At 54.1% G+C, this 16,187-nt stretch carries 17 protein-coding genes; 6 read left to right on the forward strand and 11 right to left on the reverse strand.

Features of this window, described 5'->3' with window-relative positions; genetic code table 11:
• Positions 1-28 precede the first annotated feature (28 nt).
• Positions 29-448, forward strand: a complete 420-nt coding sequence (locus ACGK9R_RS12055) for a hypothetical protein (RefSeq protein ID WP_394581568.1) — start codon at positions 29-31, stop codon at positions 446-448.
• Between the two features lie 101 nt (positions 449-549).
• Here ACGK9R_RS12055 and mscL read toward each other — a convergent pair whose 3' ends face one another.
• Positions 550-1,041 (reverse strand): large conductance mechanosensitive channel protein MscL, encoded by a 492-nt coding sequence (gene mscL / locus ACGK9R_RS12060; protein WP_394581569.1) that lies wholly within the window; start codon positions 1,039-1,041, stop codon positions 550-552.
• Positions 1,042-1,365: 324 nt separating this feature from the next.
• Here mscL and ACGK9R_RS12065 point away from each other — a divergent pair, with 324 nt between their 5' ends.
• Together ACGK9R_RS12065 and ACGK9R_RS12070 are read left to right on the forward strand one after the other, a co-directional pair.
• Positions 1,366-2,070, forward strand: coding sequence for a hypothetical protein (locus ACGK9R_RS12065; RefSeq protein WP_394581571.1), 705 nt, complete (start codon positions 1,366-1,368; stop codon positions 2,068-2,070).
• A 437-nt stretch (positions 2,071-2,507) separates the two neighbouring features.
• On the forward strand, positions 2,508-3,410 hold the full coding sequence (locus ACGK9R_RS12070; protein WP_394581572.1) for a LysR family transcriptional regulator: 903 nt from the start codon (positions 2,508-2,510) through the stop codon (positions 3,408-3,410).
• Positions 3,411-3,856: 446 nt separating this feature from the next.
• On the opposite strand, the gene catA is transcribed toward ACGK9R_RS12070, so the two are convergent.
• From catA to ACGK9R_RS12090, 4 genes are all read right to left on the reverse strand, one after another.
• Positions 3,857-4,828: a catechol 1,2-dioxygenase gene (gene catA / locus ACGK9R_RS12075; RefSeq protein WP_394581574.1), complete on the reverse strand. Its 972-nt coding sequence runs from the start codon at positions 4,826-4,828 to the stop codon at positions 3,857-3,859.
• A 65-nt stretch (positions 4,829-4,893) separates the two neighbouring features.
• Complete coding sequence (gene catC / locus ACGK9R_RS12080; RefSeq protein WP_394581576.1) at positions 4,894-5,184, reverse strand: muconolactone Delta-isomerase; 291 nt, start codon at positions 5,182-5,184, stop codon at positions 4,894-4,896.
• Between the two features lie 40 nt (positions 5,185-5,224).
• Complete coding sequence (locus tag ACGK9R_RS12085) at positions 5,225-6,340, reverse strand: muconate/chloromuconate family cycloisomerase (protein ID WP_394581578.1); 1,116 nt, start codon at positions 6,338-6,340, stop codon at positions 5,225-5,227.
• Between the two features lie 205 nt (positions 6,341-6,545).
• Positions 6,546-6,884: a hypothetical protein gene (locus tag ACGK9R_RS12090; protein ID WP_394581580.1), complete on the reverse strand. Its 339-nt coding sequence runs from the start codon at positions 6,882-6,884 to the stop codon at positions 6,546-6,548.
• Positions 6,885-6,951: 67 nt separating this feature from the next.
• Between ACGK9R_RS12090 and ACGK9R_RS12095 the strand changes: the two genes are divergently transcribed.
• Positions 6,952-7,966, forward strand: a protein-coding gene (locus ACGK9R_RS12095) for an IS630 family transposase (RefSeq protein ID WP_394581582.1) whose coding sequence is annotated in 2 segments (ribosomal slippage) — positions 6,952-7,338 and positions 7,340-7,966 — 1,014 coding nt in all. Because the reading frame shifts where the segments join, the coding sequence is not laid out codon by codon here.
• Positions 7,967-8,051: 85 nt separating this feature from the next.
• Here the strand turns inward: ACGK9R_RS12095 and ACGK9R_RS12100 are convergent.
• Complete coding sequence (locus ACGK9R_RS12100) at positions 8,052-8,528, reverse strand: MarR family winged helix-turn-helix transcriptional regulator (protein ID WP_394581584.1); 477 nt, start codon at positions 8,526-8,528, stop codon at positions 8,052-8,054.
• A gap of 156 nt (positions 8,529-8,684) precedes the next feature.
• Here ACGK9R_RS12100 and ACGK9R_RS12105 point away from each other — a divergent pair, with 156 nt between their 5' ends.
• Positions 8,685-9,674, forward strand: a complete 990-nt coding sequence (locus ACGK9R_RS12105) for an AraC family transcriptional regulator (protein ID WP_394581586.1) — start codon at positions 8,685-8,687, stop codon at positions 9,672-9,674.
• Between the two features lie 16 nt (positions 9,675-9,690).
• On the opposite strand, the gene ACGK9R_RS12110 is transcribed toward ACGK9R_RS12105, so the two are convergent.
• Genes ACGK9R_RS12110 through ACGK9R_RS12120 form a run of 3 tightly spaced genes read right to left on the reverse strand, consistent with a single transcriptional unit; the run spans position 9,691 to position 12,896 of the window.
• A complete protein-coding gene (locus ACGK9R_RS12110; protein WP_394581587.1) occupies positions 9,691-10,758 on the reverse strand; it encodes a TRAP transporter substrate-binding protein in 1,068 nt (355 codons plus the stop codon).
• The gene (locus ACGK9R_RS12115) at positions 10,755-11,765 is read right to left on the reverse strand and encodes a 3-hydroxyacyl-CoA dehydrogenase NAD-binding domain-containing protein (RefSeq protein ID WP_394581588.1); all 1,011 of its coding nucleotides are present in this window, start codon (positions 11,763-11,765) and stop codon (positions 10,755-10,757) included. Before ACGK9R_RS12115 ends, ACGK9R_RS12110 begins: the two co-directional genes overlap by 4 nt.
• Positions 11,766-11,789: 24 nt before the next feature.
• Positions 11,790-12,896, reverse strand: a complete 1,107-nt coding sequence (locus ACGK9R_RS12120; RefSeq protein ID WP_394581590.1) for an NAD/NADP octopine/nopaline dehydrogenase family protein — start codon at positions 12,894-12,896, stop codon at positions 11,790-11,792.
• A gap of 430 nt (positions 12,897-13,326) precedes the next feature.
• Between ACGK9R_RS12120 and ACGK9R_RS12125 the strand changes: the two genes are divergently transcribed.
• Positions 13,327-14,379, forward strand: coding sequence for a TRAP transporter substrate-binding protein (locus ACGK9R_RS12125; protein ID WP_394581592.1), 1,053 nt, complete (start codon positions 13,327-13,329; stop codon positions 14,377-14,379).
• Positions 14,380-14,478: 99 nt separating this feature from the next.
• Here ACGK9R_RS12125 and ACGK9R_RS12130 read toward each other — a convergent pair whose 3' ends face one another.
• Together ACGK9R_RS12130 and ACGK9R_RS12135 are read right to left on the reverse strand one after the other, a co-directional pair.
• Complete coding sequence (locus ACGK9R_RS12130; protein ID WP_394581594.1) at positions 14,479-15,396, reverse strand: ketopantoate reductase family protein; 918 nt, start codon at positions 15,394-15,396, stop codon at positions 14,479-14,481.
• A 7-nt stretch (positions 15,397-15,403) separates the two neighbouring features.
• Complete coding sequence (locus ACGK9R_RS12135) at positions 15,404-16,186, reverse strand: class II aldolase/adducin family protein (protein WP_394581596.1); 783 nt, start codon at positions 16,184-16,186, stop codon at positions 15,404-15,406.
• Position 16,187: the final 1 nt, after the last annotated feature.

Consider the following 16,187-nt stretch of genomic DNA (forward strand, 5'->3'; position numbering starts at 1 on the left):
AATTAAATCGATTAAAAGGTACGCCACCATGAAAAAACTGACTGCTACTGCCGCCATCGCCCTTGCACTCGTTTCTGGCTCTGCTTTCGCCGAGCGCGGCGCCGCTGCCCTCAACAGCGTCGATATGCCGAGCACTTCCGTCGCTCAGATCGAAAGCGCTAACGCATCCGTTGAGCAGCTAATTGCCAAGAACAGCGGCGCTGGCCTTCCAATTACCCACGCGACTTCGAACGCCAATGGCCAGCAAAGCGGCGACCAGGCAATGTCACTCGCCAAGCTGCAGGCGCGCAACGGTTCCACCGGTGAGCAGACCATCAATGCCGACCTGGACATGGGCGTCGCCAGCGTCAAGCAGAACCACGACAGCACGCTGTCCAAGGATCTGCTCCAGGCACGCAACGGCGCTACCGGTGAACAGACCATCGACGCTGCACAGCACACCCTGTAAGTATCACTATTTCAGGGACGCAAAACCCCACCGGCCGGTGGGGTCTCGAGTCGATCAAGGTGCCCCACGGGGCACTTTTTTTCGTTATAGAAAAAAGCCAATCAGTCGGTAATCGCCGGCGTGCCGTCGACTGGCTTGCTCAGCTCCGACGTGCAGTGCCCGCAGCGGGTAGCCTTGATCGGCACGGTCATGAAGCAGTAGGGGCAGGACTTCTCCACCGGGCTTTTGGGCTCCTCCACCTCCTCGCGCTTCAACCGGTTGATGGTGCGCACCAGCATGAACACCACGAAGGCGACAATGGTGAAGCTGATCACCGCGTTGAGAAACAGCCCGATGTTGAGCGTCACCGCGCCTGCCTGCTGGGCGGCCGCAAGCGTCAGATACGGCCCGGCCACGGCGCCCTCGCGCAGCACGATGAAGATATTGGAGAAGTCGATCCCGCCGACCAGAAGCCCGATGACCGGGTTCATAATGTCCGCCACCAGCCGCTGCACGATCAGCGTAAAGGCGCCGCCAATGATGATACCCACCGCCATGTCGATGACGTTGCCTTTTACCGCGAACTCGCGAAATTCCTTGAAAAACCCGGACATTGCAGTGTTCCTCGTACAGATTCGTTCTCGATGACCTTCGTCATGCCTTCCGGCTTTTGATAGCGAAGCCAGCGCGCTTGACGCGAAAGCGGCGTTCCCATCAAAAGCCTCACGTCAGTATAAGGAGTATTCGCCTATTGTCCGCCCGGCGCTTCGCGTATTCGGCAAAACATTTGAATTTAGCGGCGTTTCAATTACGCTTTGGCGTCTGCATTCTTTCAAAGACGATTCCTATCGGTGCCGTCATGGCGTTAGCGGCTGGCTCCTGGCGCCCTATCCTGCGTCATTCGGCCCCTGAGCGGATGATCGACTGAGTTATCCTTCATGCTTAAAAAGCTGCAGCGTTTTCATTTCGAACAACGGACCGGCTGGTATCTGGTTCACCGCGTTCACCCCACCCCAGGAATCGGCAGCGGCCAGAAGCTCGTCTCGCTGCCGGAGCTCGACCGCCACGCCAGCAGCCATTTCTTCTTTCAAGCCCAGTCCAGTACGCTGTTCAAACTGGTGCGCGACAAGTACTCGCCCAAAGAGCACTTCTGGCGCTGGCTGGGGCGGGACATCATCTCCAAGCGCCTGACCGGCTCGTATGATGCGTACAAGGAGTTCGCCAGCCGCCGTATTTTGCAGCAGCTGGGACAGAACACCGTCGACGTTCGCTGCTACGGCGTAGCGCTCAACTTTCTGAATCCACTGGGTTCGCTCTACGCCATGGAGCGGCTGGAGAACTGCGTTACGGGAAGCGCCCACTTCGAAACGCTAAGCGAAACCGAGCGCACGGTCTTCATCGACACGCTGGCTGCGCAAGTCGTCGAACTTGCCCGCGCGGGCTACTACCACCGCGACTTGCATCTGGATAACCTGCTGGTGGATGACCAGGGTCGCCTGGTCTGGATCGACACCCACGTCAAGGCGTTGCCAACCTCGGCGAAAAAACGCGCCGCGCTGCTGGACAATATGTTGACCAACAGCCGCATCAGCGACGCCGCTTATCGCACCCGGCTACGGGCCAGGCTGGCGCCCTATTTTTAAAAAACCAAGCGAGTTTACAAATAGCATGAATGTATCGATGCCGCGTTTTGAGAACCATCAAGGCCTGACCCGGTTCATGGCGGCCCGTATCATAAAGTTAGCGTACTCCCCTGCAACCAGTCTCCAGCTCTGCAACTTGACAAGTTTATAGTCCGAGTAGTTGGCTACATTGGTTACGGAATACACGTCTGCCCTATTGCTGCGCCGCTTCAACCATCATGCCTACCAAGGCACAAATTTCGCCACTGGATGTTTGGCTACCTTTTGGCTCCTACGATTTATATAGCCACCCGTCTTCAACAAACTGCAAATATAGACCAAGGTCGAAACCATATAAGCAATTATGACTGCTCGGATATTGTTAAACTAGTGGCGCTTGATCGATAAAAGTCGCCTCATAGTCTTGCCTTGTTGTCATGTATGCCCGGGAGGGGACCATGGAGTTACGCCATCTAAGGTATTTTTGTGTGGTCGCTGAGGAGTTGAACTTTACGTGCGCGGCTGAACGCTTACATATGTCCCAACCCCCCCTGTCCCGCCAAATCAAACAGCTGGAACAAGAGGTGGGTGCCGAACTTTTCGAAAGAAGCTCCCGTGGTTTGCGTTTAACGCCTCCGGGGGTTTTCTTTCAACAACATGCACTTCAAATCCTGGAGAAAGTCGAAGTCACTATTGATGCTACCCGGCATATGGCGCGCAAAAAACGAGACCTGTTTGGTATCGGTTTTGTGCCTTCTGTTTTTTATGGTCAATTGCCCATGCTGGTTCGGGACATGAGGCGTCTGGACAATATCGAACTGACGCTATCGGAACTTACTACGGTACAGCAAGTTCAGGCACTCAAGGCCGGTAGTATCGATATGGGCTTTGGGCGCCTACGTATAGATGACCCGGATATCGAACAGGAAGTTCTTTTTAATGAAACACTTATCGCAGCCCTGCCAACCGGACATCCTCTGGAAGGCACTTCGCCATCCTGCGAGGAGCTAGCCTGCTACCCTCTTATCCTATTTCCTGCCAAACCACGCCCCAGCCTGGCAGATATGGTACTCGGCATTTTTCGCCGTCGGGGCTTGAAAGTCGATGTTGTACAAGAGGCTCACGAAGTGCAAACAGCATTGAGTCTCGTTGCCTCAGGAATTGGTATCACTTTAGTCCCAGAACAAATGAAAAGAGTTCAACGCGACGGCATTTCTTATGTTTACCTAGAGGATAAGACTATTTCATCGCCGGTTATTTGTAGTCGTCGGCGAGGAGAAAAACCTTCCCCACTCATGCTGGAAGCCAATCATATTTTAAATATATTGATTGATAATCGTCACACCAAGCGTTATCCGTAGCACTGCCAAGTTCAATAACGGCTCGAAACTGTAAAGATATTACCAAGTAGCGTTATTTTGACTTTTTTATAATACTCGATGACCAGCTTGACTTACTACTTGTAGGGTCCCGAATGATCACCGACTGAACGACCATGATGCTGTTATTAAGTCACCCGGCTTTGCCACCGGACTCTTGTGAGCTAGAAATAGTCAGTTGCCCTCGAACACGTACGTTATCTTGAGCTCGAAGACGTCGGTGTCCGTTGAACATGCTGCGGTGACAGCTGGACAGCAGCTAGCCGGATCGTTCTTAATGGCATTGCGAACGCGGGTTCCGAGTTGATCGAGCTTTATAGCCATGATCGCGCTTGGGTTGTTATGACCTGGCATTGGAGCCCATGACGACCGGTCCGGGGACGTCATCATGGGATCACATATCTGAAGCTAACGGGGCGGCGAGTGGGCTAGACCTTCGCGGTGCCCGCCAGCTTGCTGGCCAGATCCTGCTCGTCTTCCTTCGCCCGTGGACGGATGTGGCGTGTTTGTAGCTCAGGCGCAGCGGCGGCGGTCAGCTCGACATCGAACACGACTTCCGAGAACGGGCCATCGAGTTCACGCCGAGCGATCTCTTCCGGGCTTTCGATCCGCTCGGCAGGGATTACCAACTCCTCGCGGGTGGCGAAGGCGAAGTCGTCGAAGGTGTACGGATCGCCGGCCAGGTTGATCTGGGTAGTCAGGTGCTGGTGGCCCGGGGCGGAGACGAAGTAGTGGATATGGGCCGGACGCTCACCGTGGCGGCCCAGCGCCTTGAGCACCACGTCGGTGGGCGCACCCTCCGGCACTCCGTATCCGGAGGGTATGATGCTGCGGGCGGTATAGCGGCCCTCGCCATCGGTGTAGATCGTGCGGCGCAGGTTGTATTCGGACTGGGACGGGTCGAAGAAGGAGTAGCCTCCCTTGTCGTTGGCGTGCCAGATCTCGACCTTTGCGCCGGCGATCGGCGTGCCGTCCACGTTACGTACCTGACCGGTGAGCCACATGGTCTCGCCCTCGGTGCCCTCGTCATCCATGCGCGCAAAGCCCTCGGCTTCCGGCGCGCCGGCGACATACAGCGGGCCCTCAATGGTGCGCGGCGTGCCACCGGTAAGCTGGGCCTCAGCATCGATAGCGTCGTGGCGCATGTCAAGGAAGTGATCGAAACCGAGCCCCGGCGATAGCAGGCCGAACTGGGTTTGGCTACCCAAGGCGTTGAGAAGGTTGACGGTGGCCCAGTACTCCTCCTCGGTGACGTTGAAGTCGTCGATGAGCTTGAACAGATCGCCCACCAAGCGCTGGACGATGTGCTTGGCGCGATCACTGCCACCGTTTTGGTCGAAACCGGCGATGGTACGGATGAAGGTCTGGACTTCGGGCGTGTCGAAGATTTTTACGGTCATGGTTCAGCTCTCAAAATTATTATAAAGTTTTATTTAAAAAGAGACTTGGCTGTATTTGCCACCTATTAACTGTCGTCGTCACGCACAGAAGAGGGGTGGCGGCAAAGCGGCTTGACGCTAATGTCCATATAGGGAAAAAGCGGTAGATTACTGACCAAGTCGTGCAGCTCGGCATTATCTTTCACGTCAAAAATACTGACGTTCGAGTAGCTGCCAGCTACTCGCCAAAGGTGACGCCATTTTCCTTGGCGCTGCAGACCCTGAGAGTAAGCCTTTTCGGTGGCTTTGATGTTGGTGGCCTGCTCAGCGGACATATCCGGCGGCAACTTGACGGTCATTTCTACTTGAAACAGCATGAAGCTCTCCTGTTTTCAGTCTTAACGTACGCCGCGTTGATTAACGCGCATAATACGCCAGCTTGTCTTCATTCAGGGTGATGCCGAGCCCGGGTCCGGAGGGTAGTGCCACCCCAAATTCGGTGTATTCAAGAGGCGACTCGACGATATCGTCTTGTAGCAAGAGGGGGCCGAACATCTCTGTTCCCCAGGCCATGGTTGGCAGAGTGGCCCAGGCATGAAGCGAGGCCGCTGTACCAATCGTGCCTTCCAACAATGTGCCGCCATACAAGCCAACGTCAGCCGCCTGAGCGACATGCGCTAGTTCGAGTACGCCATAAATCCCCCCGGATTTGGCGATTTTAAGAGCAAAGGCGCCGCTGAACCCCGCACTTATCAGGTCCAGAGCATCACGAGAATCCAGTACCGCTTCGTCGGCTAGCATGGGTACGTTGAAGCGGTTGGCCAAACGGACCAGGCCTACCTGCTCGCGCGCACCGATGGGCTGCTCGATTAACTCGATGCCTGCGTCCTGTAACGCTTGGATACCTCGAACGGCGGTAGACTCATCCCAGGCTTGATTGACATCTACACGTACGCTGGCCCGATCACCCAGCGCATTCTTGATGGCTGCGACATGGCGCACGTCGTGATCCACCGGGTTGGCTCCGATTTTCAATTTGAAATCACAGTGGCGGCGCTGCTCCAAACGCAGCATGGCCTCGTCGATATCCTTAGCGGTATCGCCGCTAGCGAGCGTCCAGAGTACGGGCATATGCTCCTGACGCACACCTCCCAACAACTCAGCAACGCTCAGGCCCAAACGCTTACCTTGCGCATCGAGCAGGGCCATTTCCAGCGCGGACTTGGCAATCATGTTGCCGCGAGTATGTCGCGCGAGCAGGGCACGCGCGTTATTAAGATTGCTAGAGGGCTGCCCGATCAGTAGGGGCGCAAGATACGTATCGATATTGCACTTGATGCTTTCAGGGCTTTCCGGTCCGTAGGCAAGGCCGCCAATGGTCGTACCTTCGCCAAGCCCCTCGATGCCATCCGAGTGACGCATACGAACAATCACCATGGTCTGGCACGCCATGGTCGTCATGGACAGTTTGTGGGGGCGAATGGTCGGTAGATCGACCAGAAGCGTCTCAATTTGCTGGATAACAATAGGCATGGAAGCTCCGGCATCAGGTCATCATTTAGCTATCGAACAGTGTGCTTCCCCATCAAAGCAGGAACCAATATTGTTTAAGTGCTTAGCCATACCAATTAGGTATCACAAGAGTTTGTGTTTCTGTTGATATGCAGCGACTTCCATGCGTGGCCGCATGACATGAGACTATCGATGTTAGACTATTGAGATCCGCGTAATTCAGATTTTATAGTGTTGGATAACATCTTTTTTTATCAAAGACACGGCTATCCAGGGACCCTTTCGCCTCGTTGCCTGGCTGGCTTGCTATACGACTAAAGAATAACTGCGGAACGATATACTCGAGTTTTGACGGCTCACACGCTATTTTTTTCAGATACTCATGCGCCGCGATAGCATCATGATGAGAACCGTAATGCCACAGCCAACCAAAGCGGTTTTCAAGGTTATCGATAAGTGTTCTCTTGTCATCGCCAATACCAATTTCCGCATGTTCGACATCGTTAACCTCAAGGGCGTTATGCCGGCAGCGCACATGCTCGAAAACGCTCAAGACGATCTTCACACTGCTAAGTGCCTAGGCAGATATTTTCAGGCATAATGCTGGTAGAATTCTAGATCAGGACGGCAGCATGGCAAGGCGCTTCATCTCTTCTTTGACAGAAGCCGACCGACAGGCGTTGGTGGATGTGCATCAGTACGGTCAGAAACGTGCCTCGCGCCGTCGCGCTCATGCGATCCTCTTGAGCGGTCAAGGCTATACCATCGCCCAGATCAGCGACATTCTGGAGGTTGGAAGAAACACCCTGACGATCTGGTTCCAGAAGTGGGAAGCCTCCGGCCTTGAAGAGCTCGCCGATAAACCCCGTAGTGGACGCAACCCGATTCTTGATGACAGCGATCGAGAGCGATTACAGGCCCTGGTGGAGGATCAGCCCCATCAGCTACGCAGCCTGCAGGCTCGGCTGCAGAAGGAAACAGGAAAAACCTTCAGTACGGATACCTTGCGCCGGGCATTGAAAAAAAAATCAAAATAGCTTCAAACGCATTAGGCACTCACTGAAAGGTCGACGTGATGAGACAGATTTCCGCAATACCCAGGGCCTTCTGAAAGTGCTCCAGGAACAGGAAGATCGAGGCGAGCACGAGCTTTACTACTTCGATGAGTCAGGTTTCGCACAGTCTTCAGCGATACCCTGTGCGTGGAGCGCTATCGGCAAGCCATGGGAGGTGACGGCGTACTCACATGGCTATCGGCTGAACGTGCTCGGGTTCGTGAGCCGAAAAGGGAAGCTGGTGTACCACACGACCACCGAGTCGGTCACCGCGGAGACCGTCATCGAGGCGTTTGATCAGTATGTGGCTCAGAAGAGCCCTGATGCCTTCGCCGTGGTGGTTCTGGACAATGCCAGCATGCATCGCTCCAGGGCGTTCAAGCGCAAGATTCTGGAGTGGATGTCGCATCGCGTGCATCTGGTCTACCTATCCGCTTACTCGCCAGAGCTGAACTTGATCGAAATCCTGTGGCGACGGATCAAATACGACTGGCTTCCCCTGGGAGCTTATCTATCGTTTGACCGGCTTTGCGATGAGGTCCGCCGACTGCTCAGGGGCTACGGCATGGATCGCACGATTAATTATGCATAACCACTTACGATGACAAGAACTTTTTCAACGGATTCAGTAACAAAATCTTCATTAAGAAGCAATAATAATCAAGTTGTCACCAAACTCATATAGAGCTAAGATTATGAAACATTTTACTTAAACACTGGTTAATATAAATAATTTCTTGGGCGCTAAAATCGCCAAATGCCTTCTTCACTAGTCGGCTGGTAACCTGCCGGGCGATATCCAGTTTCTCCTCTCCGAGCGGAGTAATGTCAACTTCCGTAACACGTCCATCCTGTTGGCTCGCTTCGGTTATCAATAGCCCGGCTTCCTGCATACGGTATACCGTTTTGGTAATGGTTGATAACTTTGCGACAGCATGTACCGAGATTTCGGACATGCTAAGGCGACCGTGCTCATGCAGGATCATCAGTATGCGCCATTTCGATGAACTCAACCCATGCGGTTTCAGCAAGGAATCGACATCGGCACCATGCTTTGCATTCAACCTCGCTACCCAATAAAAGGGAAAATCACGTGAACGAAAATCGTTGGCGAGGGGAAAAAACGAGGAGGATAGCCCTTCCTTGTCGACCATATATATCATTCCTGAAAAAATAGTAGATTATTCTAGCATATACCCCATACAGTATAAGTGGGAGCGCCCATGAAAAGGGTTGTCTTCGACGCTGTTGGATGGCACGCCCACTCACCATTCAGATGTATCGATGAGGCCAATCCTTTGAGGTGAAACATGGCGACAACGTCGTTTATGCTGCAAAAACATGGAGTTCTTCACACTGACTCTGAGGACGATATCCGGGAGCGGGTGGCTCATTATCTGTGCCCTCACCATATGCGCTTATTCGGCGGTCAACCGCTGGCCTCCAGAATGAGTGCAATCAGCTTTGATCAGCTATCGATTATCGAGCTGCAGTATGGTGCAAATGTCGAAATCGATCCAGAGATGGAGTCCAACGTTTATCTCTTTCGTGTAACGCTTGAAGGCCAAGGAAAGATCGTTTACGCCGATCACCAGATCAATATGGTGCGCGGCGGGGTTACCGTCAGTTCGCCCTGCCAAAGAGCCTTGATTCAAACCTCACCACACTGCCATAACATTATCATGCGCATTCCGCGCTACCGGTTGGAACAGCGGCTCGCCTACCGGCTCCAGCAGCCAATTTCTTTTCCGCTCATCTTTGAGCACCATGCGCCCGGCCACTCCTCCACCACCGACTTTTTGCTCAATACCATCCGGTATTTTGCCAACCTCACGGACTTTCAACTTCACTCGCCAAATGCTCAGGAGCAGCTGAAGCGAATGGAGGAGTATCTTTATGACAGTCTACTGGGGCTATTCGAACATAATTACAGTGAACGTCTTCAATTGAATACGTCGCCATTACCGCACCACGTGAAAAACGCCAAACAGTATATCGATCAGCACCTGAACAAGGACATTGCGCTTGAAACACTGGCACGCCTTGTGGGGGTCTCGGCACGCACACTGCAGTATGGTTTCCAGCGGTTCATGGGACTTTCACCCAAGGGCTACCTTATTCAGCAGCGTATGCAAAGCGTGCATGCAACGCTGGTTAACGCCCGGCCAGGCAGCCGTGTGACCGATATCGTTCTGCAGCACGGCATTAATAATCCCGGGCATTTCGCCAGCCGTTATAAAAAAGTCTATGGCGTTACGCCGGTACAGACCCTGCAAAATAACCGTCACCACACGGCGTGAACCGCCTTTTTGCGTGTTAAAGGGGCTCGGCACGGTAAGTGTCAACGAGCTCCTTCATGCGTGTCTCGAACTCGCGAGCGGGCAAGCCTTGCGCCTCTGCGTCACTTAAAATCGCCTCGTTGATCGGCGCTAACCGTTCGTTCCATCGAGCTGCTTCCTCTTGCGTAAGCGAAATGATTTCAACGCCTTCTTCAGCTTGCGACCACTCCAGAGAACGCTGAATCTGCTCATCCAGATAGTGCCCGGTGAATCCGGCCATTTCTGGCGCCAGCTCTTCCATCACCTCCTGCACCTCGGCAGGTAGTGACGCCCATTTCTCCTGGGTCATCACCGCCGCGAAGATGGTATTGGTCAAGGGATAATCGGTGACGTACTTGACGGTACGAGCAAACTGCAGGTCCATCAGTACTTCGCGAGAAGACGCGTACCCATCGATGATCCCGGACTGCAACGCCTCTCCGGTTTCAGCTTGGGACATCCCTACGGCCGTCATACCCAAAGCATCCAGAGCTCTGGAGTTATCACCCGAAATCCTGATCTCCAGACCCTGTGCATCCTCCAGTTGACGCACCGGCTCGATGGTTTGTAGATAGGCCGGCTCCGACGTGAAGGCCGTGATGACTTTGAAATTTTCCAATCCGCTCATCTGTTGGCCATATTCCTGTGTGAGCTGATAGACCGTTCGACTGGCAATTTCAGAATTGACGTTTTGACCGGTCAGGCTCCCGGCCAGATTGATCAGTGGAAAACGACCAGGCTCATAGGAGGTTGCCGAAAGACCGATATCCGCCACGCCGTTCAGTACTCCATCGTACATGTTATTGGCGCTCAGCAGGGTCCCGCCAGGAAACAGCGCGACGTCTACCTTGCCATCGGTCCGTTCGCTCACTTCATTCGCCCAGCGCTCCATCTGTATAGCTGGAAAACTCTGAGCGGGTGCAAAGAAAGCGTAACTGAGCCGGATCACCTCACGATCATCGTCACGCGTGCTGGTTGAGCTTTCATCATCCTGATCGCCACATCCCGTCAAGGCGACAGCAGCGGCCAATAGCGATAACCTGCCTATCCGCTTATAGGTTTTCATGACTCCACTCCTCTTGAGTGCCCTGATGAATTCGGGCGGTCTTCGACAACTGGCATGAGTTCCAATAGTGCTAGCCGCTTGAGAAAATCATCCGAGCGCTGGCGGCGGTGTTGTGCCAGGTCGCTGCCCTCATAGTCAAAAAAGCCCTGCCCATCCTGAAAACCGCGCCGGCGCTCCTGCATGTTACGAGCGATCACGTCGGGCGATTTGAAGCGCTCGTCGAGCTTGTCGCATAGATAATTCGATGCGTAATAAAGCGTATCGCCGCCGCCCCAGTCGATAAACTCCAGCACGCCAAGTACGGAGTAGCGCAGCCCCAGCCCGACGCGCATGGCCACATCGATGTCCTTGGCACTAGCCACGCCTTCCTCGACGAGACGAGCGGCTTCGTTCATCAGCAGGACTTGTAGACGAGGAACGATGTAGCCAGGGGCCGCCTCGCATAACACCGGTACCTTACCGATGCCTTTGAGAACACCGTACAGCTCGTCGATATAACGTGACTCGGTGTCGGTACTACGACTGACCTCAACCAGAGGCATCAAGTGGGCAGGGTTGAGCCAGTGCGCATTCATGAAACGCGCAGGATTGGTGACCATCTCGGAAAGTTCATTCACCAGAAACGTAGAGGTCGTCGAGGCGATCACGACGTTCTCCGGCAACTGTTGACTGGCCCACGCCAGTCCTTTCTGCTTGAGCTCACGCACCTCTGGCAACGCTTCGAATACCAGCCGGCCGCTCATCGGGACGGTCGCCCCTTGATGGTCGATAAACTGTAAGCGCGACACCATGGAGGCTATCTGCTCGGTCTGCACCAACCGCTGATCTCGAAGATACGTGAGCTCTGTCGTCAAACGGCTTCGCGCCTGATCGTAATAGCGCGCTCGCTCATTGGGCTCACGCACCTTGAAATCGACCAGCACAACCGCTTGTCCGGCCAGAATGAACGAAAGCGCAATGCCTTCACCCATTCGACCTGCACCCAGTACAATGATCGGATTCTGCACGTTGTTCTCTCCCATCGTCGTGTCTCAGCGCTGGATACCGTGCGTCATGAGCTGACGCATCTCGTCCTGCGATAGCGAATCCAACCCAAGGTTTTCCAGTGTGCGCCCTTCGGCGTACAAGTCTCGTCCGGTAATAGCGGATGCGATATTCAACAACCCTTCAGCGACGGGCGTCGGCTGCCCCACCCAACGGCCAACCGATACAATCAGCGATAGGCCTAGCCGAGTATCCTCCATCATGTAACGGTGACTATGTAACTCGATGTTCTCTCGCCAATCACCGCTGTCCGTCAGTTTTCCATGGGCCCCACGTCCATACATCCACTCTTCGCCTTCGCTGGCATAGTGATTGGCCAGCGGGAAATGAGAAGGTTGATAGCCAAGCGCTTCACGCACGGCAATCCGCTCGTTATCGAGCTCAGTCGTGACGCTTCGAATAGCAGGTTGCGTACCTTCGTTGTGAATATCCCAAGCATCGAAGTGCTCCAGCGGACCGGCATTCATGATGATCAGAGGAGGGTGAATGATGGGGCCTGCATTCATGAGCGCTCCGCTCAGGCCATCTTCGATGGGCTCAACGCTGGGGTACGCTTCACGGAGTACCGAAAACGCATGCTCCGAAAGCTCACTGGGGAAAACCCCTGTCGGAAGGCGAGTTGCATAAACGCTGATCACGACCTTGTTGGGGCCATGTTTACGCGCCAGATAAGGTAACGTACCGGTTTCACAGAACGCGACGCGACTGGTATTACCGGCTTCTTTCATCGCGCGGTGGAAAAGGTAGCAACCAAACGTGCCCGGCGGTAAAAAGACGACCTGATCATCTTGAAGTAGCGGCCCTAACTGCTCGGCAAGCGCGTCGTGAGAGGTCGAGGGTAATGGAATAATTACTAGGTTTGCCTGACGGGTGGCCTCCGTCAAATCACTGGTCAGCGCCAGTTCTCCCTGACCACTTCCTATTTGAATTTGCCGCTCCCCTCGTGCGTCCTTGACATTCAGATAGCCTAGCTGGCTCAGCTCTTTCAGGGCTTCACTGTCACGGCGCCACAGTGTGACATCGAAGCCTTTTTCGACCATCTCGATAGCCGCCGCGTAACACCCGTGTCCACCACCAATCACGCTGACCTTCATCGTCTTCTCCCACTGCTGTCATGACGTATTAGAAGTTTTCACGGTATAGCCACTTCTCACGCAGCCGCTATTCATAATGCGCGGTCGATATACAAAAAACGCAAACATATGAAAAAGCGTCCAAGGAGTGCCAACGGCTGGACGAAGAATGGCACGGAGCTGCCTTGAGCAAACCTGAGCGACCCGATCCTGCGCCATGAAGGTGCTTCAAATGATCAAAAGTAGCGCGTTGTTTTTGTTCGCCGCTCTATGTTGATACGCATCGTATTGATTCAAAATGATTTTACTTAAATCAGGAACTCATCTTGCAAAACGTCATGAACCACGACTTCCACGATAATCGATCTGGCTATTTACTTAACTTTTCATGTGATGTTGAATGCTTTTGCGCTTTCAACAATGGCATCCAGCCAATAATAAACGAGAGAATATGCTCATGACTGACGACACTTGCTCGACTCCTGCCCCCTCATTACGCTCGCCTGCATTACGCTTGGGTTCTCTTTTGGCAGGCGTGTTGCTGAGCAGCGCTACGCTGGCGAGCGACATCAAGCTCAACTACGCCTTTTTCGCGCCGGCTCAGACGTTTCCGGGGATGCAAATGCAGTTCTGGGCCGAAGAGCTGGAGAAGCGCACCGAGGGCCAAGTGACGGTCAACACGTTTCCGGGCGGGACTCTGCTTACCGCGAGTAACATGCTGGATGGCGTGCTTAACGGCGTCGCCGATATCGGCTTGACCACCACCTCCTATGAGCCCGCACGCTTTCCGCTACTCAACATGATTGGCGATATCAACGGTCTGGATATAAACGCCGAGGTAGCCAGTCAGGTGGCTTACCAGCTCGTCCAGGAGTTCCCCCAAGAACAGTTCAATCTCGAGGACTTCAAGGTCATTACCGTCTTTACTTCTGAGCCGGGGTACCTTCAAACGCGTAACGAAGTTCGCACTCTCGAGGACCTAACGGGTCTTGAAATTCGCGTACCCGGCGAGTCGGAAACCATGCGGTCGCTGGGGGCCGTGCCCATTGGCATGTCTCAGGCCGAAACAGGCGAAGCGCTACAGGCTGGTATTGTGCAGGGGATTGCCTCTTCACGGGAAACACTGATGGACCTTCAGTACGCGCGCTACCTCGACTATATCGTCGATTATCCCTTGTCCAACGTGGTCATGCTGGCCGTCATGAGCCGCCAACGCTGGGACTCCCTGCCCGAGGACGTACAGCTTGCAATCGACCAGCTGGGCGCTGAAGCCTCCCAATTTGCAGGCCATTATCTCGATAATCATGTTCAGGAGTCGCTTGCCTGGTCACAGGAAAACCACGATTTGACCACCATCACGCTGGATGAGGAGGAGCAGGCTCGTTGGTCGGCACGCCTTGAGCCCCTCAATGCGCAGCATGTCGAGAAAATCGCCGCGCAAGGACTGCCTGCTCAGGCACTCTATGATCGAATGCTCGAGCTCATCGAGCAGTACGACCAATAGTGCTCCTGTTTAGCAGCACTACTGTTCCGTAATATCCCTGTTTTATTATAAATAAGGTGTAGTGAAGGGATTACCGCCTCTGACGCCATCGGCACGATGTCAGGAAACGCCGGGCTCTCCCACGGCCAGCAGGCGGTAAAGCGTTTCGAGTACCGGTACTCGCAAGTGGTGCTGTCTGGCGGTGGTGACCAGCGCCCCATGAATACTTTCCACTTCGGTGGCACGGCCTGCGCGACGATCCTGCAGCATGGATGGCAAATGGTCTGCCTGACAGCGAAGGGCTTTCTCGATACTGGCCGCCACGCGCGGCCGGTTGAAGGCGATACCGCATTGCGCGGCGATACTGCTGCATTCGCTCACGACCTCTTCGATCAAGTTCTTGCCTTGGGCATGCTCCCCCACCGCTCCCACAGCACGATCAAGCAACGTACAGAGGCCATTGAGAGCCGCATTGAATGCCGCTTTCTCCCAGATTCTGCTCTCGACCGCCGGATCCGGACAGCTAGTTAAACCAGCGCCAATCAGGACCTCATGTAACTTTTTCATCCATGCGTCCTCCTCCCCCGTACAGTACCACCAGTGAATGGCACCCTTAACGTTGCCATGCACCACGCCCGGCGCCCGTAAGTCCGCCGCGATAGTGGTAATCCCTTGTAAAACTCGAGTGGTATCGACGTACTCGGCAATCAAGGCAGCGTTACCCAGCCCATTTTGCAATGTCAGTACCCGCGTTTGAGGTGTAATGATATGTCTTACAGCCCTGATCGCCGTTCGTGTCGCACTTCCTTTGGTGAGTATCAGTATCAGGTCGATGTCTTCTCGGAGTTGCTCAGCCAGACCAATAGGCACGCGTACCTGCTCCACCTGTCCTGCCAAGCTCAGGCTAATCCCCCGAGTGCGAATGGCCGCCAATGTGTCTGAATCGACATCGATCAGACGCACTGTGTTGCCGCTCAGAGCGAGCCGAGCGGCAAAAAGACAGCCCATGGCACCGGCTCCAATGATAGCGATTTTCATCATATCGTTAGAACGGTAGCGGCCGCTCAGTTTTCATCTTACGTACCATGGCGGTGAAGAACTCGTTGGCAAAGCCACTTTTGCGAATCAGTTGCGATGTCAGGTTGGCACACTTCTGACTGATCTCAGTGTCGATTTCGACGTCATCGCCTCCCAGCGCACCGGCTGCGCACTGATTCTCGGCGGCTCTCTGAACGGTCCAAAGAAGAAAGATCGCTTTTTCGATGCTGGATTCACCAACGGCGATACCATGATTACGCAACACGAGAATGTGTTTATCACCAAGGCTCTCCAACATACGCTTCTTCTCGTCTTCGAATAACGTGATGCCCTCGAACTCGTGATAGCCCACTCGTCCGTACAGCTGAGCACCATAAAAGTCGTGATGACCAAAGCCATTTTTCTTTTGCACTACCGCAGAGATCGGAATGGTATGGGTATGCAGCATACAGTGGATGTCCTCGCGCGCGCCGTGCACAGCGCTATGCAGCGCAAAGCCTGCCGGGTTGGCGTTATACTCGGACTCTTCGACCTTGTTCCCCTCCAGATCGACTTTCAGCAGATTGAGCGGAGTGACTTCCGTATAATTGAGCCCGAAGGGGTTGACCAGATAGTGGCCGTTGGTACCCGGTACGCGGGCGGAAATATGATTGAAAATGGACTCCGTCCAGCCAAAAAAGTCGACCAGATGATAGCAATAGGCCAATTTGATCCGCTGCTGCCACTCTTCCTCACTACAATAATTCGGTTTTTCGATCCGAGCGGGCATTACGATGGGCTGAATATTCATT

Origin of the sequence: Halomonas sp. HNIBRBA4712 (assembly GCF_043558675.1) — a bacterium.
Classification (GTDB): domain Bacteria; phylum Pseudomonadota; class Gammaproteobacteria; order Pseudomonadales; family Halomonadaceae; genus Vreelandella.